This window comes from Psychrosphaera aquimarina (genome assembly GCF_032461525.1).
Lineage (GTDB): Bacteria > Pseudomonadota > Gammaproteobacteria > Enterobacterales > Alteromonadaceae > Psychrosphaera > Psychrosphaera aquimarina.
The window spans coordinates 50,795-70,976 of record NZ_JAWCUA010000003.1 but is presented as its reverse complement, the minus strand read 5'-3'; the positions used below and the strand labels follow the sequence as shown (position 1 = coordinate 70,976).

Genomic DNA, 20,182 nt, shown 5'->3' with positions numbered 1-20,182 from the left:
AATTACGAATTGTGAGCAAGAAGAAGTTACAGGAAAGTGGCATAAGTTAGCGCTTGTGACTCACAAATATAGGCCTGTAGCTCAGCTGGTTAGAGCGCACCCCTGATAAGGGTGAGGTCGGCAGTTCAAGTCTGCCCAGGCCTACCAATCATTCCTTCTCTGCGTTATTTAACTCGTCGTTTAGTGTACTAAACGTCCTCATTAAATGCCTTGATAAGAAAAGATTGGACTTGTCTGATTAATCGGATGAGAACCATTTAGAAATAAATGGGGCTATAGCTCAGCTGGGAGAGCGCCTGCCTTGCACGCAGGAGGTCTGCGGTTCGATCCCGCATAGCTCCACCACTTCTTCTTCGAATGAACATGAGCTCAAATAAATATACATTAAGTTGTTTAACTTCAGTGTTTATTTATTTGAGTTTTTAATGACTCAATTGCTCTTTAACAAATTGGAAAGCTGAATAAAAAATAAAGGTATAAACCTTGTTTGACATTCTTATGAATGAATAACAAGTAATTTGTATCACTGTAAGAGAAAACTCAAGCGTTATTTATGTCGATTGTTGCTTTTAGCGAGCGCAATCAAAATGGCATAACCGACGACTTTAGTGCGAGAGCATTTAAGGTTGTATGGTTAAGTGAATAAGCGTATACGGTGGATGCCTTGGCAATTGGAGGCGATGAAAGACGTGTTAATCTGCGATAAGTCTGGTTAAGGTGATAAAAACCGTTATAGACCAGAATTTCTGAATGGGGAAACCCACTGCATTTTGTGCAGTATCGCATAGTGAATACATAGCTATGCGAAGCAAACCCGGAGAACTGAAACATCTAAGTACCCGGAGGAAAAGAAATCAACCGAGATTTCCTGAGTAGCGGCGAGCGAAAGGGAAACAGCCGATTCAGTATGTTGTAGTGGAAGGTTCTGGAAAGTTCCGCAATAAAGGGTGATAGCCCCGTACACGAAGCAGCATATTGGACACATTAAGTAGGTCGGAGCACGAGAAACTTTGACTGAAGATAGGGGGACCATCCTCTAAGGCTAAATACTCCCAATTGACCGATAGTGAACCAGTACCGTGAGGGAAAGGCGAAAAGAACCCCTGTGAGGGGAGTGAAATAGAACCTGAAACCGTATACGTACAAGCAGTAGGAGCAGACTTGTTCTGTGACTGCGTACCTTTTGTATAATGGGTCAACGACTTATATTTTGTAGCAAGGTTAACCGAATAGGGGAGCCGTAGGGAAACCGAGTCTTAACTGGGCGAAATAGTTGCAAGGTATAGACCCGAAACCCGGTGATCTAGCCATGGGCAGGTTGAAGGTTGAGTAACATCAACTGGAGGACCGAACCCACTAACGTTGAAAAGTTAGGGGATGACCTGTGGCTAGGAGTGAAAGGCTAATCAAACCGGGAGATAGCTGGTTCTCCCCGAAATCTATTTAGGTAGAGCCTCGGACGAATACTTACGGGGGTAGAGCACTGTTTGGGCTAGGGGGCCATCCCGGCTTACCAACCCCATGCAAACTCCGAATACCGTAAAGTAATATCCGGGAGACACACGGCGGGTGCTAACGTTCGTCGTGGAGAGGGAAACAACCCAGACCGCCAGCTAAGGTCCCAAAGTTTATGTTAAGTGGGAAACGATGTGGGAAGGCTTAGACAGCTAGGAGGTTGGCTTAGAAGCAGCCACCCTTTAAAGAAAGCGTAATAGCTCACTAGTCGAGTCGGCCTGCGCGGAAGATGTAACGGGGCTAAACATAACACCGAAGCTGCGGTAGCGTAATTTATTACGCTAGGTAGGGGAGCGTTCTGTAAGTGGTTGAAGGTGAATTGAGAAGTTTGCTGGACATATCAGAAGTGCGAATGTTGACATGAGTAACGATAATGGGGGTGAAAAACCCCCACGCCGAAAGACCAAGGGTTCCTATCCCATGCTAATCAGGGTAGGGTAAGTCGGCCCCTAAGGCGAGGCAGAGATGCGTAGTCGATGGGAAACAGATTAATATTTCTGTACTTTTAATCATTGCGATGGGGGGACGGAGAAGGCTAGGTGAGCACGGCGTTGGTTGTCCGTGTGAAAGTGTGTAGGCTGAATTCTTAGGCAAATCCGGGAATTCACTAGGCTGAGACACGAGACGAGTCACTAAGGTGATGAAGTCATTGATGCCATACTTCCAGGAAAAGCCTCTAAGCTTCAGATGATTAAGAACCGTACCCTAAACCGACACAGGTGGTCAGGTAGAGAATACTAAGGCGCTTGAGAGAACTCGGGTGAAGGAACTAGGCAAAATGGTACCGTAACTTCGGGAGAAGGTACGCCGGCATTGGTGATGGGACTTGCTCCCTAAGCTGAAGCCGGTCGCAGTGACCTGGTGGCTGCAACTGTTTATTAAAAACACAGCACTGTGCTAAATCGAAAGATGACGTATACGGTGTGACACCTGCCCGGTGCCGGAAGGTTAATTGATTGGGTTATCGCAAGAGAAGCTCATGATCGAAGCCCCGGTAAACGGCGGCCGTAACTATAACGGTCCTAAGGTAGCGAAATTCCTTGTCGGGTAAGTTCCGACCTGCACGAATGGTGTAATGATGGCCACGCTGTCTCCACCCGAGACTCAGTGAAATTGAAATCGCAGTGAAGATGCTGTGTACCCGCGGCTAGACGGAAAGACCCCGTGAACCTTTACTACAGCTTGACACTGAACATTGAGCCTACATGTGTAGGATAGGTGGGAGGCTTTGAAGCGAGGACGCCAGTTCTTGTGGAGCCAATCTTGAAATACCACCCTTGTATGTTTGATGTTCTAACATTGGTCCCTTATCGGGATTGTGGACAGTGTCTGGTGGGTAGTTTGACTGGGGCGGTCTCCTCCCAAAGAGTAACGGAGGAGCACGAAGGTTTGCTAAGTACGGTCGGACATCGTACGGTTAGTGTAATGGTAGAAGCAAGCTTAACTGCGAGACGGACATGTCGAGCAGGTACGAAAGTAGGTCATAGTGATCCGGTGGCTCTGTATGGAAGGGCCATCGCTCAACGGATAAAAGGTACTCCGGGGATAACAGGCTGATACCGCCCAAGAGTTCATATCGACGGCGGTGTTTGGCACCTCGATGTCGGCTCATCACATCCTGGGGCTGAAGTCGGTCCCAAGGGTATGGCTGTTCGCCATTTAAAGTGGTACGCGAGCTGGGTTTAGAACGTCGTGAGACAGTTCGGTCCCTATCTGCCGTGGGCGTTGGATGATTGAGAGGGGCTGCTCCTAGTACGAGAGGACCGGAGTGGACGAACCGCTGGTGTTCGGGTTGTCATGCCAATGGCATTGCCCGGTAGCTACGTTCGGAATCGATAACCGCTGAAAGCATCTAAGCGGGAAGCGAGCCTCGAGATGAGTCATCCCTGACAGTTTAACTGTCCTAAAGGGTTGTTGAAGACTACAACGTTGATAGGTTGGGTGTGGAAGCGCTGTGAGGCGTTAAGCTAACCAATACTAATTGCCCGTGAGGCTTAACCATACAACGCTTAAGTGTTCTTGAACGCTGATACAAATTTCCTTTATTTTTACTGATATTGTTCCTGACAATATTCAGTACTTCCTACATCCTTGTAGGTCGTTACTTAACTGATAACTCGGTTAAGAAGCTTTCCATTGTTAAATACGCAATAACGCTTTTGTCTGGTGGCAATAGCGCTGTGGGACCACCTGAATCCATTTCGAACTCAGAAGTGAAACGCAGTTGCGGCGATGGTAGTGTGGCAGTCGCCATGCGAGAGTAGCTCACCGCCAGACTCCCATACCAACCCCATGCTCATTGAGTGTGGGGTTTTTTATTGTCTTGATATATATTTTGTACATTTTTTGTTAGATAAATGTATATATTTACAACTGTAATTACCGCTAGGACCTTTTTGATGATAGCCAAAAAAATAGATCGCCGATTCTGTGTTGCTCCAATGCTTGATTGGACCGATCGCCACTGCCGCTATTTTTACCGCCAAATGAGTAAACATACTGTCCTTTATACAGAGATGATCACGACAGGCGCTATAATCCACGGTAAAGGTGATTATCTAAGATTTAATACCTCAGAACAGCCTGTAGCTTTGCAATTAGGTGGGAGCGATCCCGATGCTTTAGCACATTGCGCTAAACTTGCTGAAGAACGTGGTTATGATGAGGTGAATCTAAATGTAGGTTGTCCATCAGACAGAGTACAAAATGGTATGTTTGGTGCCTGCTTAATGGCTAAACCTGAGTTGGTCGCTGAATGTGTAAGAGCTATGAAACAAGTTACTTCCATTCCTATAACGGTTAAGTCACGTATTGGTATAGATGAGTTTGATAGTTTCGAGTTCTTAGTTGAATTTATCACAGTAGTAAAAGATGCTGGGTGTGAAACATTTATCATTCATGCCAGAAAAGCATGGTTAACAGGCTTAAGTCCAAAAGAGAACCGAGACGTTCCTCCACTTGATTATGATCGTGTTTATCAAATTAAACGTATGTTCCCTGAATTAGAAATAATTATAAATGGCGGGATTAAGACGTTAGACGAAAGTGTTGAACACTTAAAACATGTTGATGGTGTGATGCTTGGTAGGGAGATATATAGTAACCCTTATTTGTTGGCCGAAGTCGACACAGTTATATACCAAGATACAGATTATCCAGTGCTGTCTAGAATTCAAGTCATGGATAAAGTGGCTAGCTATATCACCGAGCATGAAAAAGAAGGTGGCCGTGCTTGGCATGTACTAAGACATATGATGGGTTTATTCCAAGGTTTACCAGGGGCTAAAATCTGGCGCCGTAGTCTTAGTATAAATGGTGTTAAATCTGATAAAACTGGTGCCCAATTATTAGCCGATGCAAGTAGTTTTTACCGCATTGAAAATTTGACTAAATAGTGGTTAAAATTACTAACATTAAGTTTTGCGACTATCTGTTGTAATCAACGTCGATCTAACTCATTTAAAATTGTCGTTATAAAACAATAGTATACGAAATAATTCTTTGATGGCACAACCTTTGTAATATATGACTCGACTAAGTAATTAATTAAATAACTAATTAATCAAATTTGGAGAGAGTCATGCAAACATTAATTTTAGCAACAAGTATATTTTTATCAGCACCAACTGCACCAATTACTACTTTTAGTACAGCCCAAGATTTACATAATGATATTCAAACACAAGTAAGTTTAGTAAGTAACACGGTATTAAATAATGCTGCCATATCTGCTAAAGATACATTTTTGTATCAAGCTAAACATGCTATAGCTACAGCTAGTAATGATGTAGAAATTAGCTTCTCTTATGAATTGGCTGCAGAATAATGATGTTTAGTATCGCAACATTATTCATATTAGCGTTATCACCTGTAGTTAGTTTAGGTATCGCATATGCTGTATTTGTCACATTCGAAGCCGGATTAGGTATTAAGCAGTTACCTAGTCCCAAGCGTGTAAAATAATGTTGCTCGATACGTACAATTTAAATTGACCTACAATCCTACAATCCTACAATCCTACAATCCTACAATCCTACAATCCTACAATCCTACAATCCTACAATCCTACAATCCTGCAATCCTGCAATCCTACAATCCTACAATCCTACAATCGTCATATATAGGTGATGTAGACTAAAATAGTGGTGGATTTAACCATACGAACTTATTATTTATTAGGAGATGTTATTTATGCTAATAAATACAATGAGTTAAGGTTTTATATATATGGCATGTAGATTGTAAATACTTATTGTGTTTAAGGTTGTTGGCGTATTACTACATTACGTTGATAACAGAAGATTTTAATTGATCAATGCCATTGGAGAAAATTATGAAAACAAAATACATAGGTAACCCTATTACAAAAGACTTATTAAATAGAAAATTATCAGGTGTGTGTTCTGGTATAGCCAAGCATTATAATACACCAGTCATAGCTGTTAGAGCCGTGACAATTATTTTAGGAATTATGTTACCAATGCCAACGATATTTGCATACATACTCGCCACATTGCTAATGCCTACTAGTCGTTATTAGTTATAAGGAGAGATCTTGTGAATACAGTTTTAAAAGTTTTGTTTGTATTTATCTGTTTCGTTTGTTTATGGAATTTGAGCCCACTGCCAGAAATGATAGTAATCACCCAAAGTAACGTTGATCTTTCAGAAACATTTGTCGTTACAGGTGTTCTTATTCCGCTATCTATCATGGCAGTATTAGGTTTAATTATTATGCTATTTAGCCTTATCGGAGCCGTTTTAGTGACTATATTTATAGTAGCGTTTACCTTATTGGTTGTTGGTATGTCATTCTCATGGCCAATATTGTTCGCAGGGTTGGCGATATACTGGATTTTAAAAAGTCCTAATAGTCAAAAAGTGTAGGATTAAATAGGCGTGATTAATTGATTTTGTTATTGTAGCGGCATAATTAAAAAGGAGCGCCTAATGAAATTGCTAGCTTTATTAACAATGTTAATTGGATTTTTCAGTCAAAATACTTTTGCCCAAAGTATAGAAATAACGGATGGGGAGTTAAGAGCACCAATTCCAGGAATGGAAAATACCGTTGCTTATATGAAATTAAGTAATTTGAGTGATAAAAATATTAAGCTGATAGCAGCAAGTTCTGTTTTTTCTGAAAAAGTAGAAATACATAATCACATCATGAACGATGGTGTTATGAAAATGGTTAAATTAGATGATTTATCCATTAAAGCAAACGAAACAAAAATTTTTGAATCTGGTGGATTACACTTAATGTTCATCGGTTTACATGAATCTAAAGATTTACCAAAAACAGTTGATGTATCTTTTGTTTTTCAAGATGGAACAAAGAAAATAGGCGTGTTTAACGTCAAATCAATTCACCAACAACATCACCACCATTAAAATAGAGTAGGAATTAAAAATGTATAAGTGGTTAAGTGCCGGCGTTATTAGTTTTGTTGTTTTGTTATTTTTAATTGCCCAATATTGGAGCTTCATGCCTGATAATTTTGATGTAGAGCAGTCATCAATTGAAAAAGCGAAAAGCTTGAATTCTGCACCTGTTACAGGTTTTACGACTACAAATACGTTGATTGAAGTCACTCAAAGGATCTTAAATAAACCTGGCGGTTACTTATCTAATGATATTATGCCTCCAAGTGTATTCTTAGATAACATACCTGCATTTGAATTTGGTGCGTTGGAAATGATCCGTGATTTAGCGCTAACGCTTCGTAAAGACTTTAGTCGTTCACAGTCACAATCGTTAGAAAATCCTTATTTAAAAATAGCTCAACCACAGTTTAATATTGATTCAAAATCATGGGCTTGGCCTAGTGCGGAATCAGAATATAACAAAGCTATTGAAGCATTAATTAAATATCGAGATACATTAGCCGATAACAAACAAGGTGATGGTCAATTTTATGCTCGTGCAGATAATCTAAGAGATTGGCTTGGTGAAGTTGAAAAGCGTTTAGGCAGTTTGAGTCAGAGATTAAGTGCCAGTGTTGGTCAAGATAGGATCAATACGGATTTATCTGGTGATGCTGAAGCTAGTCAATCAACAGCAACATCAAATAACTTAATGGTTAAAACCAGTTGGTGGAAAATTGACGATGTATTTTATGAAGCTCGTGGTGCTAGTTGGGCGTTATTACATTTTTTAAAAGCCATTGAAATTGACTTTGCTGGCACATTACAAAAGAAAAATGCATTAACGAGTCTTCGTCAAATTATTAGAGAGTTAGAGTCAACGCAAGAGTCTGTTTGGAGTCCTATGATCTTAAACGGAAGTGGTTTTGGATTATTAGCCAATCACTCTTTAGTTATGGCTAATTATATTTCACGAGCAAATGCGGCGATAATCGACTTAAACAAGTTATTAATTCAGGGGTAGTTATTTATTAATGCGGCATAAAATAAGTTGTCTTTATATACTTTTAGTTTGCTTAAGTAGCTTTCCTGCAACAGCTGACAATTTATTACAATTGTCAGCTGGTATTTCGTTTTGGAATTCAACTCCCGATGGCAGCTTTGGGGAGACCGCTGACTCAGTGCTTACGTTAGATAAAAAATCTGCCGTACAATCAAGTTATTACTTAACAATAGAACATCCTTTTCCATTAGCTCCAAATATTAAGCTTTCAAAAACGGCCACTTCGAATAACTCAAGCAGTACATTAGACAAAACCTTTGTATCCAATGGTTCCATTTTTCGTGTTGCTTCTGCATTAGATGTGACTGCAGATTATGACCAACTGGATGTGATCACTTATTTTGAAATATTTGATAATAGAACATTAGAATTAGATCTCGGTATTACATTTAGGCAACATTCAATACACACTCAGGTGACCAATCAAAATGATAAAAGTGAATCTGTTAGCAATAAAGTGTCTGATTTAGAGGTGTTAGCTTATGCTGCTGGTAAGGTAAACTTACCTTTATTAAGTATAAGCGCATTCATTGAAACCAGTGTTGTAAATAAAAATAGTTACGACCTTCAAGCCGGAGTAAGTTATGAATTTGACGCCACAAAATTAGCTAAAACATACTTACAAGTAGGCGTCAGAACTCAAACATTTGAGTTCACAAATTTAGATGGGTTATATACTCAACTCGATTGGCAAGAGCTTTTTGTTGGCGTAGAGGTTCGTTTTTAAACTAATGAATCTGTGTTTGATGTAATGTCTAATAGAGAGTTGAAGTCGGATAATAAACTATTTAAATAACCTTTATTAAACTCAGTGGTGATGAGTTTACATAACTCATTTCCTGTTTGAGTTAATTTATAATAGGTTAGAATTACCTCTTTTTGTTTAACTCTAAGTTGATAACTTTTTCCGACATAAGATAAATGTATTGATTCTTTGTGTAAGTAAGGGGCCGATTCAATTTCTTGTTCGTAAATTAAACCTATCTCAGCTAATGAAATTATCTGCGGGTAAGACAAGCCAAACTTATTTAAATTAATCGTTTTTCTATTGTTATTGGAAAATATAGACATAAAAGTTGGTTTTTTATAAACCCCAGTCAGTATTTTTGCACTTTTGTCTTCGCCAATACGGCTTGTGAGATTAACGGCTTTATAAAAGAGTAATGCCTCTTTGGTACTTAACTCAGATAATACCTTTAAACTTTTATAAGAAAATGTTCCGATCTTACTTAATTCAACCGCAATAATCCTAGCCCATAATTCATGCATGGTTTGTGAATAGCAGTTTTTAGCCAATTCAGTGAATTTCATCATCCAATCTAAATCCAATCTATCGAATTGCGCATCTTGGTTAATATACTCTAATGCAAGGCTAAATATTTTTTCTAGGTTATTTTGTTGTCTGGAGGCGACTAATTGATTCCGTCTCTGTGCACGTTGGAAGCTAGTAAATTCGTTGTTTTTGAGAATTACTTTATCACCGCTTGCGACTTCTCGAACAATAGACTCTGACTCTGTTAAGTCATCAGATGTAACAATAACAAAATCTATACTCGTTGTTTGCTTCAACAAAGATAGATACTTGTCACGAGATGGATGCAGTATAGAATTTGACATGGCCGCAATAATATTTCCGTTATTAATATAACTAAACTAATGAAATTATTAGCTTTGTCAAAGTGTAATAGCAAATTTTCTATTTAGTTGAAAAAATTGATTTTTTTCTAAACTAATAACTAGGGGAACAGATTAAAATTTGGTATAAATTAACGAGTGGGTTTTACTAAATAGGTGAAAATTATTAGATGTCGGCGAATAATGTGATTGATGAAAATATGTATCTCTTTGCAGGGCATGAAAATCACCTTGATATTGAAGAGCAAGATACTACGCAGGGAGTTTGGCGTGTTTTGATCGTGGATGACGAACCCGAAATCCATAAAGTCACAGAACTCGCGTTAGATAACTTAATTCTGTTAAACCGACGGTTGGAGTTTTTGCATGCATACTCAGGTAGTGAAGCCATAGAGCTGCTAAAAAATGAACCTGATGTCGCGGTTATACTGCTTGATGTTGTAATGGAAAGTGATGATTCTGGACTTATAGCATGTCAACGCATTCGGGAAGAATTAGGACTGATAGATGTGCGAATTATTCTACGTACCGGTCAGCCAGGTTATGCGCCTGAAGAACAAGTCATTATGCAATATGACATAAATGATTATCGAACCAAAACAGAACTTACTAGAAACAAATTACTCACCTCAATATTTTCAGCAATCCGATCGTACTCACAAATAGTAGAAATACGTCATTCTAGAAACTTCTTAAATAATTTAAATAGTTTAAATACAGATCTGCTTTCTCAGTCCGACTTACCTTCCTTTGTCGAGTGTTTAGTCAAAAAATCGGCTTCGTTATTTGATCTCAGCCAAGGTGGTTTATTACTTATTGACCATCCTATTGAAAAAAACGAAGTGTCTGAAAAAGGTCATTGGGTTGCTTATGGAACTGAACGTTTTTCTAAGAGCATTGGGCAACGTTATGAAAAGTCGTTAGACAGTAGAGTGATCAAACAAATTACAACCGCTATAACTGAAAAAGTGAATGTCATTGAAGATGATGGTTTGGTTATATATATCAATGCGCAATCCTGCTCTGGAGTTTTATATTTTAATTGCTCGGCAAGATGCGATATTCCTCCTCAGTTGTTGCAAGCGTTTGTGTCTAATGTTGCATCGGATTTAGATAATTCGTTATTACTAAAACGAGTAAGTAACATAGCTTATTGTGATGGATTAACTAACTTACCTAATAGAACTCGTTTTATTCAGTTATTAGATGAATACACAGCGGGCAAAATCCCGGGTAACACAGTCGCGTTAGTCGACTTAGATCACTTCTCTGATATTAATGATGGATTAGGTCAAGAAGTCGGCAATAGTTTATTGTTATCAGTCGCCTCTAGGTTACAGCAGCATTTAGCCCCATCAGTGATTGTTAGTCGAATTGGCGCAGATATATTTGGCTTAATCGGTGATGAAGAAACGCTAGATTCTGAAGTACTGTTAGCTCTTTTTGAATCAGCATTTAAAGCTGAAGAACACATTATTCCTGTTAACGCTTCTATCGGGTACTGCCGAAAATTAGAAAATGATAAATCTGGTTTAGTGGTTTTGAAACACGCGAATATCGCTTTGAACCGAGCGAAAAAAGACATTCGTTCTCGTTACAGTTTTTATCGCCCTGAAATGGAAGATGAAACGAGCTGGCGTTTAGGAATGATCAGAAAATTAACGGCAGATTTCCACGATGGCAAGCTCCAAGTTTGGTACCAACCACAATTGTGCGTAAAGTCAGGCAAAGTTATTGGCATGGAGTCATTACTGCGATGGCCTGATGGTAATGGTGGTTATATTCCCCCAATCACTTTTATTCCACTAGCTGAATATTCAGGTCTAATTGTTGAAATAGGTGCTTGGGTCATTGAACAATCTTGCCGAGAATTACAACGATTAAAGTCACTTTCCTACGATAATTTAAGAGTAGCGATTAATGTGTCGATGCCACAATTTAGAAATAGTAATTTTGTGCAAAGTATTATCACGACCGTAGAAAAGTTTGACGTTAAACCTGAATTAATAGAATTAGAAATCACAGAAAGTGTGGTGATGGATGATCCAAAAATTGTAGTCAAAGCGTTAAAACAGTTAAAAGCCAATAAATTTAGTATTGCCATTGATGACTTTGGCACCGGCTTTTCGTCGTTAAGTTACTTACATCAATTACCTTTAGATAGAATTAAAGTTGATAGAGAATTTATTAAGGATATAGGCGAAGGCGGAGATGGAATTATAGCTGAAACTGTTATTAATTTAGGTCAAAAGTTAGGGTTAGAAACGATTGCTGAAGGAATAGAAACACAATTTCAACTCGACTTTGTTGCAAAGCTCGGATGTGATGAAGTACAAGGTTATTTCCACGCCAAGCCAATGCCTGCAGATGAGTTAGAAAAGTTTTTAGCCGCGGGTAATTAGCCTTACTTAATCCAAGTTATATTAAACGAAAAAAGGTGAGTAACTATTTACTCACCTTTTTAATATTATTTATTCGCCAGCCTTAACTTGTTATCTAAGAAGTGGTTTTAAGTATTTAGCTGTGTGTGACCTTTCGTTATCACAAATATCTTCAGGCTTACCCGCTACTAAAATTTCGCCACCGCCCGATCCTCCTTCAGGACCTAAATCAATGATCCAATCTGCGGTTTTAATCACATCAAGATTATGTTCAATAATAACCAAAGTATTACCTTGGTCTCTAAGTCTATGAAGTACGCCTAGTAATTGTTCAATATCATAAAAATGAAGACCAGTTGTAGGTTCATCTAAGATATATAAAGTATTACCAGTATCACGTTTAGAGAGCTCTTTAGATAACTTAACTCGTTGCGCTTCACCACCAGATAAGGTCGTCGCACTTTGACCTAAACGAATATAACTGAGGCCAACATCCATTAATGTTTTTAGTTTTCTAGCAATTGCAGGAATGGCATCAAAAAATTCATGAGCGTCTTCAACTGTCATGTCCAACACTTGATGGATGTTTTTGTTTTTGTACATAACCTCCAATGTTTCTCGGTTATAACGTTTACTTTTACAAACATCACAAGGTACATATACATCAGGTAAAAAATGCATTTCGACTTTTATTAAGCCATCACCCTGACAAGCTTCACATCGTCCGCCTTTGACATTAAAACTAAAACGTCCCGCTTTGTAACCACGAGCTCTAGATTCTTGGGTGCTAGCAAACAGGTCACGAATATTAGTAAATATACCAGTGTAAGTGGCAGGGTTAGAACGTGGCGTTCTTCCTATTGGACTTTGGTCAATGTCGATAACTTTGTCTAACATATCCATGCCGACAATATCTTTGTATGGTGCAGGTTCCGATGTAGTTGCACCGTTTAATTCACGATGAGCAATTTCATATAAGGTGTCATTAATTAAAGTAGATTTACCAGAACCTGATACGCCAGTGACACAGGTCATCAAACCTAAAGGTATATTAAGTGTTACGTCTTTAAGGTTATTACCAGTCGCCCCACTAAGTGTTAACCATTTGTTCTCATCGACAGGCGTTCTAACAGGAGGAATGGCAATTTGTCTAGTCCCCGACAAATACTGACCGGTTATCGAATTAGGTTCATCCATAATGTCTTGTGGGCTGCCTTGTGCAATGATTTCACCACCATGAACTCCAGCACCAGGGCCGATATCAATTACATGGTCGGCTTCTCGTATCGCATCTTCATCATGTTCAACAACAATAACGGTATTACCTAAATCACGTAAGTGGAATAGGGTTTGTAATAATCTGTCATTATCACGTTGATGTAATCCAATTGAAGGTTCATCTAAAACGTACATAACACCAACAAGACCCGCACCAATTTGACTGGCAAGTCTGATACGTTGAGCTTCACCACCAGATAAGGTATCAGCACTACGAGAAACCGACAGGTAATTCAAGCCAACATTCACTAAGAAACCGAGACGCTCTTTGATTTCTTTTAAAATCTTTTCTGCTATTTGCGCTTTTTGTCCCACCAAGTCCATTTTGTCAAAAAAGTCATGCGCGTCGCCAATAGAAAGGTTAGCGATGGTTGAAATGTTGGTGCCATTAATGAAGACGTTTCTAGCTTCTTCACGTAAACGGCTACCATCACAACTTGGGCAATGTTGGGTGCTTATGTACTTAGTTAATTCATCTCTAACTGAGTTTGATTCTGTGTCTTTATAACGACGTTCCATGTTGGGTAAGATACCTTCAAATGGATGTGTGCGAGTGACAACGTCACCACGGTCGTTCATGTATTTAAATTCAATATCTTGTTTTCCGCTGCCGTTTAAAATGACGTGTTTATGTTCGTCAGGCAAATCGTTAAATGGCAAGGTTAAATCAATTTTATAAAATGCCGCCAAAGAAGTTAACATCTGGAAATAATAGAAATTACGTTTATCCCAGCCTCTTATCGCACCGCCGGTTAAACTTAATTCTGAGTTAATAATAACTTTTTCTGCATCAAAATATTGTTTAACACCTAGGCCATCACAACTATTACAAGCCCCGGCTGGGTTGTTAAATGAGAACAGCCTAGGTTCTAATTCTTGCATAGAATAACCACAAACCGGACACGCAAAGTTAGCACTGAACGTAATATCAGCGTCATCTAAGTCCATAAACCCGATTTGCAAAGTACCGGCACTCAGTTCAAGGGCAGTTTCAATTGATTCAGCTAATCGCTGTTGTATGTCTTCTCTGACTTTTAATCGGTCAACAACCACATCAATGTTATGTTTTTTATGTAACTCTAACGTTGGTGGATCGGATAAGTCACAGATCTCTCCGTTAATTCGGGCTCTGATAAAACCTTGTGCCGCTAAGTTCTCAAGTGTTTTAACGTGCTCACCTTTTCTGGCTTTAACGACAGGAGCTAAAAGCATGATTTTAGAACCTTCAGGTAGTTCTAAAATTTTATCTACCATTTGAGATATTGTTTGTGCTTCAAGTGTTTCGCCATGAGTTGGACATGTAGGCGTACCTACGCGAGCAAAAAGTAATCGCAAATAGTCATAAATCTCAGTAATTGTACCTACAGTCGATCTAGGGTTGTGTGAGGTAGACTTTTGTTCAATAGATATTGCTGGAGATAAACCTTCAATATGATCAACGTCGGGTTTTTCCATTAATGATAAAAATTGACGAGCGTATGCGGATAAAGACTCTACATACCGTCTTTGACCTTCGGCATATAAGGTATCAAATGCTAATGAGGATTTTCCTGAACCTGAAAGCCCGGTAATAACGATGAGCTTATCTCGCGGTATATCTAAACTTATATCTTTTAAATTATGAGTTCGGGCACCACGGACTTCTATTTTGTTCATACGGAATTCTTATCTAATTGAACTGATCCATTAGTATGCCAGTTTGCAGCGCAATGTTTAATACTAAAATAAAATTTCGGCCAACTATTTATGGCGCATGTTAATTAAATATTATATAAGTAGCATGACATGTATTAAAAAAGGGACACACATGCGCGGGTTAAATAGGTATACTGTATATGGAATTTTACTTTGTATTTGTGGTTTGTTTTATTACGCCAATGTTAGGCAAACCCCTGTTATATTTGAGTATTTAGCCTTACTTCAATGGTTGAAATTAGCCACTCCTATAGACAAGATCTCAAGTTTTATCGACGCATGGCTACTTAGCTTTATTTATATTCTTTCCGTCTGCAGTGTCTCTTTTGGTTTATTAAAAAACACAAAAATAAGTTTGTATTCTATTGTAACTTTCTGGTTATGTTTCGCTGTAGTGTTTGAGCTTTTTCAGCTTAATAACAGTGAATTTTATATTTTTAGGGGGACATTTGACGGCTTGGACATCTTAGCTCTGATATTAGGTTCACTCTTGTCATATAAATTGTTATCAAAAGTCGAAAGGAAAAAAGAATTTAACCAAAACAATTCAATCATCGTAAAAAAAATAGTATTACTCTTGTTTGGCACTTATGGCGTGTTGGGAAGTTATTATCCATTTAATCATCAATGTGAATTTCCAGATGGATCAATGCAAAAGTGCATGGTAGAACCAATTTATTTACCAATGTCACAAATAAGAGAGTCAGATGAAATATTTTTTGACTCAGAATTTGGGCAAGATCTCGCCGATAAATGGTCACATTTAGGGTATCCAACCCAGATATATAACGGCATTAAAAATGCGGGCAAGATATATCTTTATCAGAATTATTTGTTTGTTAATGATCGCTTTAAAGGTACACACGTGTTCGATAATAGCGACCCTTCCATGCCAAAGCATATCGCTTACTTCAGAGTTATGGGAAATCAAGATATTGCCATCCAAAACAATATTCTCTATTTAGACAGTTACACCGACATTGTAGCCATAGATTTATATCAGCTAAACCATGAACAACCAGATCTTAATGTGGTACCAATAAGAAGAAACCGTAATGTATTGGAAGCTCCTGAGATAACTGATTTATTGCCTCCTGGCATATATTATCCTGGTACGGTGCCAGAGCTAGGTATTGTCATTGGGTATACAACGTCAGAATTAGATGACTTTTATTTTTGGGATTTGGAGTTGTGATAATGAAAATCAAGTTACAAGTTATTATTCTCTCTTTAACTTCATTTTTAATAGGAAGTTGCGGAGAAACGACAACAGATTCATCTACCGGTCTATCTGGTCAGTCGGGGTCTCTAGCATCTATGACAATCGCTAACGGGGATTTACATATATTAAATAATGGTTACGTAATTAGCTTCGACTTATCTGGTGAGCTCGTATTATCCTCCAAAGTAACCTCTGATAGTCATAGTTGGGATGCAGAAACCATATTTAACTACAACAATGAATATTTGCTGGTGGGCACGGACAATAGTGTAAATATATTTTCATTGAATTCAGAAAGTGAAGAGTTACTGCCCGCTGAGTTTGTATCTTCATTTCAACATTTAACCGCAAGAGATCCAGTTATTGCATTGGAAGGCATTGCCTACTTTACAACGCGAGATGGAAATGAAAGTACACACACAAATAGGGATGCGTTAGGAGTACTCGATATTTCAGATATCACTACCCCTATTGAAATACTGGTAGATAACTCCTTAAAAGAGCCGTACGGGTTAACGTTATCAAATGGAAGTTTGTTTGTATGTGATAAAGCTGCAGGCTTGACTAAATTTAGCATTGAAAAAGATGAATTAGGTAATGTTTCGGCATTAATATACCAACAATCCTATAGTATTTATCCTTGTAATGATGTCATAGCTAATGGCGATTTACTTGTATTAACCGACCCTAAAAGTATAAATCAGGTGCGTGTGAATGGTTCAGAACTGGAGCTTGTTAGTAAAATCGAACTTTTTTATTAACAAGGTTAATTATGAACAAAATTCTACGATAAATATGCTAATATCCGTCCTCAATTTTTACTAGGTGAGGCGTGGGCTCAGTGGAGCAATCTAATCTAAACTCATTAGAGAAACGTGCAGCAGTTTCTTTAGCATTAATATTCTCAATGCGTATGCTTGGTTTGTTTATGTTAATGCCAATTCTTGCGATTTATGGACAAGAATTAGAAAACGTATCTCCTTTCTGGATTGGGGTAGCAATTGGTGCATATGGCTTAACACAAGCCTTGTTTCAAATACCTATGGGGTGGTTATCTGACCGTTTTGGCCGTCGTCGTATCATTGTTTTTGGTTTAGTCATCTTTGCCATTGGTAGTATAATCGCCGGACTTGCCACTAGTATCGAAATGGTCACGTTAGGCCGAGCAATACAAGGAATGGGGGCAATCGCTAGTGCCGTGCTTGCACTTGCATCCGACGTTACTCGTGAAGAGCAACGACCTAAAGTGATGGCAGTTATAGGTATGTGTATTGGGCTTAGTTTTGCAGTTGCTTTAGTTTTAGGGCCTATGATCGCGGAAGCTTTTGGTTTGCAGGGTGTGTTTTTTATAACGGCGGTTATGGCAGTAGTGGGTATTGTTATCACGTTAACCGTTGTGCCGGTATCCTATACCCGTGGTCATTCAAGTGAAGTGACCGCGTCTAAATCAAATATTATGGCTATGTTGTTTAATGGCCAATTAATACGATTGGACTTAGGCGTATTAATTCTTCACTGGTTAATGACATCTATTTTCATCGCACTTCCGATTTTATTCAAAGACTCAGGTTTAGCCGTAACCGATCACTGGAAAGTATATTTACCTGTGTTGTTTTTGTCATTTGTCTTTATGGTACCTATGTTAATAGTTGGCGCTAAAAAGAGCATTGAAAAAAGCCTCTTTGTATTTGCTATTGGTTTAGTGATATTAGCATCGGTGTTAATGGTATTTTCTATATCAATATGGCCTTTGATAGTAGCGGTATTTATATTTTTCATTGGTTTCAACTTCTTAGAAGCCAGTCTTCCTGCACACGTATCTCGACTTGCTCCAGCTGGTCAAAAAGGGACTGCGATGGGGGTATATTCTAGTAGCCAATTTTTTGGTGCTTTTTTAGGTGGCGTATCAGGAGGTTACATTGCACAGAACTTTGGATTCAGTTATTTGTTTGCCGCTAACGGGCTAATTGCGTTAATATGGTTAGTCTTGGCGTTTGGCATGAAGTTACCAGCAAGTTCAAAAAGGGTATCAATACCGTTTGAACCTAAAGCTGGCTTAGACTATCAAGAATTTATCAATCAATTAAGCGAATGTGGAGGCGTAATGGAAGCCACATTTGTTGCAGATGAACGTTGTATATATTTAAAAGTAAATAAAACCGATTACGATCGACTTAGTGTTGATCAGTTAGTAGAAAAGATTAATCAAAAAGATTCAGGAGAATAGCTATGGCTCGCGGAGTCAATAAAGTAATTTTAATTGGAACTTTAGGCGCAGATCCTGAAGTCAGATTTATGCCAAATGGTAATGCAGTTGCCAATATCAGCTTAGCAACAAACGAAAGCTGGAAAGATAAAAATACTGGCCAAATGCAAGAAAAAACAGAATGGCATCGTATCGTAGTCTTTGGCAAGTTAGCTGAAGTTGCAGGCGAATATTTACGTAAAGGTTCACAGGCTTACTTCGAAGGTAAGTTGCAAACTCGTAAATGGCAAGATCAAGCAACAGGCCAAGATAAATTCACAACAGAAGTTGTGATTGATTTTGGTGGCCAAATGCAAATGTTAGGCGGTCGTTCTGATAATGCAGGTTCTAGCCCACAAGCTGGTGGTTTTAAACCTCAAGCACAACAGCCGGGTGGTTTTTCTCAGCAATCACCTGCACCTCAACAACAATCTCAAGCTCCTCAGCAACAAGCTCAGCAGCAGTATCAGCAACCACAAGGTGGTTTCCAACCTCAGAGCCAGCCTCAACAGCAACAACAGCCTCAAGGTGGTTTCCAACCTCGTCAAGCGCCATCGGCTCCACCAGAGCCATCAATGGACTTTGATGACGATATACCGTTCTAACGAGTATGTTTTATATATTTTGTTAAGTAAAAGTATTAAAGCCCTTAAATATAAGGGCTTTTTTGTGTCTGCAGATAAGTATCACCGACTACTTCCAATTAAAGCTCAAACGCTGAAAAATACATTTAACAAAAATATTAACTTTGTCATGTCAAAAATATGTGTTATACATTATACTATGTATTACAAGGTATGGTGCAGTGCACAGTTAAATAATGACAAAACATGAAAATCTAAATGAAAAGTGGGATGTACAGCTTCGCAAAGGTTCGTTGGAGTTGGTGATCCTAGCTGCGTTAAAAAAACGAACACTGTACGGCTTGGAAGTGCTTAAATTACTGCATTCCTTTGAAACGATGAAGATCACTGAAGGGACGCTTTATCCTTTATTAGATAGGTTAAAGCGAGATGGTTTAGTTAGTGCTGTATGGCAACAGGAAGGTGAGACTCGTCCAAGAAAGTATTACCAGTTAACACAACAAGGTGAACAAAAACTAGATATTGTGACTAAACGTTGGCGTCAATCCGTTAAAGATGTGGAGTTTTTAATTAAAAACCCTGGTCCAAAATCAATACAACTTAAGGGAGAATAATATGTCTGAACATGATCCTATTCACTACTACTTAAAATCACTATCAAAATACTTATCGAGATTGGAAAAAACGGAAGCCAACGAGGTTATTCGTGAAATAGAAAGCCACATTTTAGATGCACTTGAGTTGCAACAACAAAATGGTCAAAAAGAGGATGTTGACGCTATATTATCTGGCTTTGGTGAGCCAAGAAAATTAGCTAATCAATATGTAGAACACCTATTACAAGGTACGCCGCCACCTAAAGGTTTTAAAGCAATACAAACTGTGAAAAAAGGCGCGACTAAAAGTTTATATTACGGCATGGGATTGTTTGGTTTTGCCATTTCAGCATTGCTAATTTTAGTGGGTATTGGGAAGTTATTTTACCCAGAATATATTGGCGTGTGGTCTGCCGCGCAAGGCAATAGCGTCACTATTACATTTTCCGAACATATTTATCCAAATTCAGACGAGTTGTTAGGCTATTGGTTAACCCCTATCGCTGTAGGTTTTGGAATTAGCATTACTTGGTTAACCAGAAGTGTACTTAGAGTGCTTAGGCAAAACATCTACTAATACTTATTACATTTTAACGTACAT

Annotated in this window: 17 protein-coding genes, 2 tRNA genes and 2 rRNA genes; 19 read left to right on the top strand and 2 right to left on the bottom strand. The window is 38.6% G+C overall.

Annotated elements, in window-relative coordinates; genetic code table 11:
- Positions 1 to 70: 70 nt before the first annotated feature.
- From RT723_RS03395 to RT723_RS03340, 12 genes are all read left to right on the top strand, one after another.
- A tRNA-Ile gene (locus tag RT723_RS03395) sits at positions 71 to 147 on the top strand.
- A gap of 122 nt (positions 148 to 269) precedes the next feature.
- Positions 270 to 345, top strand: a tRNA-Ala gene (locus tag RT723_RS03390).
- Positions 346 to 632: 287 nt separating this feature from the next.
- Positions 633 to 3,517 (top strand): 23S ribosomal RNA (locus RT723_RS03385).
- Between the two features lie 160 nt (positions 3,518 to 3,677).
- A 5S ribosomal RNA gene (gene rrf, locus RT723_RS03380) occupies positions 3,678 to 3,792 on the top strand.
- A 122-nt stretch (positions 3,793 to 3,914) separates the two neighbouring features.
- Positions 3,915 to 4,910 (top strand): tRNA dihydrouridine(20/20a) synthase DusA, encoded by a 996-nt coding sequence (dusA, locus tag RT723_RS03375; RefSeq protein ID WP_315945901.1) that lies wholly within the window; start codon positions 3,915 to 3,917, stop codon positions 4,908 to 4,910.
- 185 nt (positions 4,911 to 5,095) lie between these two features.
- Entirely contained in the window at positions 5,096 to 5,341 is a 246-nt protein-coding gene (locus RT723_RS03370) for a hypothetical protein (RefSeq protein WP_315945900.1), read from the top strand.
- Positions 5,341 to 5,478, top strand: coding sequence for a hypothetical protein (locus RT723_RS03365; protein ID WP_216056091.1), 138 nt, complete (start codon positions 5,341 to 5,343; stop codon positions 5,476 to 5,478). Before RT723_RS03370 ends, RT723_RS03365 begins: the two co-directional genes overlap by 1 nt.
- Before the next feature lie 370 nt (positions 5,479 to 5,848).
- Positions 5,849 to 6,055, top strand: a complete 207-nt coding sequence (locus RT723_RS03360) for a PspC domain-containing protein (RefSeq protein WP_315945899.1) — start codon at positions 5,849 to 5,851, stop codon at positions 6,053 to 6,055.
- Positions 6,056 to 6,072: 17 nt separating this feature from the next.
- Positions 6,073 to 6,402, top strand: a complete 330-nt coding sequence (locus RT723_RS03355) for a hypothetical protein (protein WP_216056089.1) — start codon at positions 6,073 to 6,075, stop codon at positions 6,400 to 6,402.
- A gap of 63 nt (positions 6,403 to 6,465) precedes the next feature.
- Positions 6,466 to 6,909: a copper chaperone PCu(A)C gene (locus RT723_RS03350; protein ID WP_216056088.1), complete on the top strand. Its 444-nt coding sequence runs from the start codon at positions 6,466 to 6,468 to the stop codon at positions 6,907 to 6,909.
- A 19-nt stretch (positions 6,910 to 6,928) separates the two neighbouring features.
- A complete protein-coding gene (locus RT723_RS03345) occupies positions 6,929 to 7,906 on the top strand; it encodes a DUF2333 family protein (protein ID WP_315945898.1) in 978 nt (325 codons plus the stop codon).
- Between the two features lie 10 nt (positions 7,907 to 7,916).
- Positions 7,917 to 8,672 carry a TIGR04219 family outer membrane beta-barrel protein gene (locus RT723_RS03340; RefSeq protein WP_315945897.1) on the top strand — a complete coding sequence of 252 codons (756 nt, stop codon included), beginning with the start codon at positions 7,917 to 7,919 and terminating at the stop codon, positions 8,670 to 8,672.
- On the opposite strand, the gene RT723_RS03335 is transcribed toward RT723_RS03340, so the two are convergent.
- Positions 8,669 to 9,562 (bottom strand): TIGR03899 family protein, encoded by an 894-nt coding sequence (locus tag RT723_RS03335; protein ID WP_315945896.1) that lies wholly within the window; start codon positions 9,560 to 9,562, stop codon positions 8,669 to 8,671. The two genes, RT723_RS03340 and RT723_RS03335, sit on opposite strands and share 4 nt — an antisense overlap.
- A 188-nt stretch (positions 9,563 to 9,750) precedes the next feature.
- On the opposite strand from RT723_RS03335, the gene RT723_RS03330 reads away from it, so the two are divergent.
- Positions 9,751 to 11,982 carry a bifunctional diguanylate cyclase/phosphodiesterase gene (locus RT723_RS03330; RefSeq protein WP_315945895.1) on the top strand — a complete coding sequence of 744 codons (2,232 nt, stop codon included), beginning with the start codon at positions 9,751 to 9,753 and terminating at the stop codon, positions 11,980 to 11,982.
- A gap of 90 nt (positions 11,983 to 12,072) precedes the next feature.
- Here the strand turns inward: RT723_RS03330 and uvrA are convergent, their stop codons facing one another.
- Entirely contained in the window at positions 12,073 to 14,895 is a 2,823-nt protein-coding gene (uvrA, locus tag RT723_RS03325; protein WP_315945894.1) for an excinuclease ABC subunit UvrA, read from the bottom strand.
- A gap of 151 nt (positions 14,896 to 15,046) precedes the next feature.
- Between uvrA and RT723_RS03320 the strand changes: the two genes are divergently transcribed.
- From RT723_RS03320 to RT723_RS03295, 6 genes are all read left to right on the top strand, one after another.
- Positions 15,047 to 16,129 carry an LVIVD repeat-containing protein gene (locus RT723_RS03320; RefSeq protein ID WP_315945893.1) on the top strand — a complete coding sequence of 361 codons (1,083 nt, stop codon included), beginning with the start codon at positions 15,047 to 15,049 and terminating at the stop codon, positions 16,127 to 16,129.
- 2 nt (positions 16,130 to 16,131) lie between these two features.
- Complete coding sequence (locus RT723_RS03315; protein ID WP_315945892.1) at positions 16,132 to 16,917, top strand: hypothetical protein; 786 nt, start codon at positions 16,132 to 16,134, stop codon at positions 16,915 to 16,917.
- An 80-nt stretch (positions 16,918 to 16,997) separates the two neighbouring features.
- Complete coding sequence (locus RT723_RS03310; RefSeq protein WP_315945891.1) at positions 16,998 to 18,383, top strand: MFS transporter; 1,386 nt, start codon at positions 16,998 to 17,000, stop codon at positions 18,381 to 18,383.
- 2 nt (positions 18,384 to 18,385) lie between these two features.
- The gene (ssb, locus tag RT723_RS03305; RefSeq protein WP_315945890.1) at positions 18,386 to 19,006 is read left to right on the top strand and encodes a single-stranded DNA-binding protein; all 621 of its coding nucleotides are present in this window, start codon (positions 18,386 to 18,388) and stop codon (positions 19,004 to 19,006) included.
- 215 nt (positions 19,007 to 19,221) lie between these two features.
- Complete coding sequence (locus RT723_RS03300) at positions 19,222 to 19,599, top strand: PadR family transcriptional regulator (protein ID WP_315945889.1); 378 nt, start codon at positions 19,222 to 19,224, stop codon at positions 19,597 to 19,599.
- Position 19,600: 1 nt separating this feature from the next.
- On the top strand, positions 19,601 to 20,158 hold the full coding sequence (locus RT723_RS03295) for an HAAS signaling domain-containing protein (protein ID WP_315945888.1): 558 nt from the start codon (positions 19,601 to 19,603) through the stop codon (positions 20,156 to 20,158).
- Positions 20,159 to 20,182: the final 24 nt, after the last annotated feature.

What these genes read in the sequence shown, in the direction of transcription:
- RT723_RS03360 (WP_315945899.1), top strand. Translation starts at nt 5,849, where the DNA reads ATGAAAACAAAATACATAGGTAACCCTATTACAAAAGACTTATTAAAT.
- RT723_RS03315 (WP_315945892.1), top strand. Translation starts at nt 16,132, where the DNA reads ATGAAAATCAAGTTACAAGTTATTATTCTCTCTTTAACTTCATTTTTA.
- uvrA (WP_315945894.1), bottom strand. Translation starts at nt 14,895, where the DNA reads ATGAACAAAATAGAAGTCCGTGGTGCCCGAACTCATAATTTAAAAGAT.
- RT723_RS03370 (WP_315945900.1), top strand. Translation starts at nt 5,096, where the DNA reads ATGCAAACATTAATTTTAGCAACAAGTATATTTTTATCAGCACCAACT.
- RT723_RS03330 (WP_315945895.1), top strand. Translation starts at nt 9,751, where the DNA reads ATGTCGGCGAATAATGTGATTGATGAAAATATGTATCTCTTTGCAGGG.
- dusA (WP_315945901.1), top strand. Translation starts at nt 3,915, where the DNA reads ATGATAGCCAAAAAAATAGATCGCCGATTCTGTGTTGCTCCAATGCTT.
- RT723_RS03350 (WP_216056088.1), top strand. Translation starts at nt 6,466, where the DNA reads ATGAAATTGCTAGCTTTATTAACAATGTTAATTGGATTTTTCAGTCAA.
- RT723_RS03365 (WP_216056091.1), top strand. Translation starts at nt 5,341, where the DNA reads ATGATGTTTAGTATCGCAACATTATTCATATTAGCGTTATCACCTGTA.
- RT723_RS03340 (WP_315945897.1), top strand. Translation starts at nt 7,917, where the DNA reads ATGCGGCATAAAATAAGTTGTCTTTATATACTTTTAGTTTGCTTAAGT.
- RT723_RS03335 (WP_315945896.1), bottom strand. Translation starts at nt 9,562, where the DNA reads ATGTCAAATTCTATACTGCATCCATCTCGTGACAAGTATCTATCTTTG.
- RT723_RS03320 (WP_315945893.1), top strand. Translation starts at nt 15,047, where the DNA reads ATGCGCGGGTTAAATAGGTATACTGTATATGGAATTTTACTTTGTATT.
- RT723_RS03300 (WP_315945889.1), top strand. Translation starts at nt 19,222, where the DNA reads ATGACAAAACATGAAAATCTAAATGAAAAGTGGGATGTACAGCTTCGC.
- RT723_RS03345 (WP_315945898.1), top strand. Translation starts at nt 6,929, where the DNA reads ATGTATAAGTGGTTAAGTGCCGGCGTTATTAGTTTTGTTGTTTTGTTA.
- RT723_RS03295 (WP_315945888.1), top strand. Translation starts at nt 19,601, where the DNA reads ATGTCTGAACATGATCCTATTCACTACTACTTAAAATCACTATCAAAA.
- ssb (WP_315945890.1), top strand. Translation starts at nt 18,386, where the DNA reads ATGGCTCGCGGAGTCAATAAAGTAATTTTAATTGGAACTTTAGGCGCA.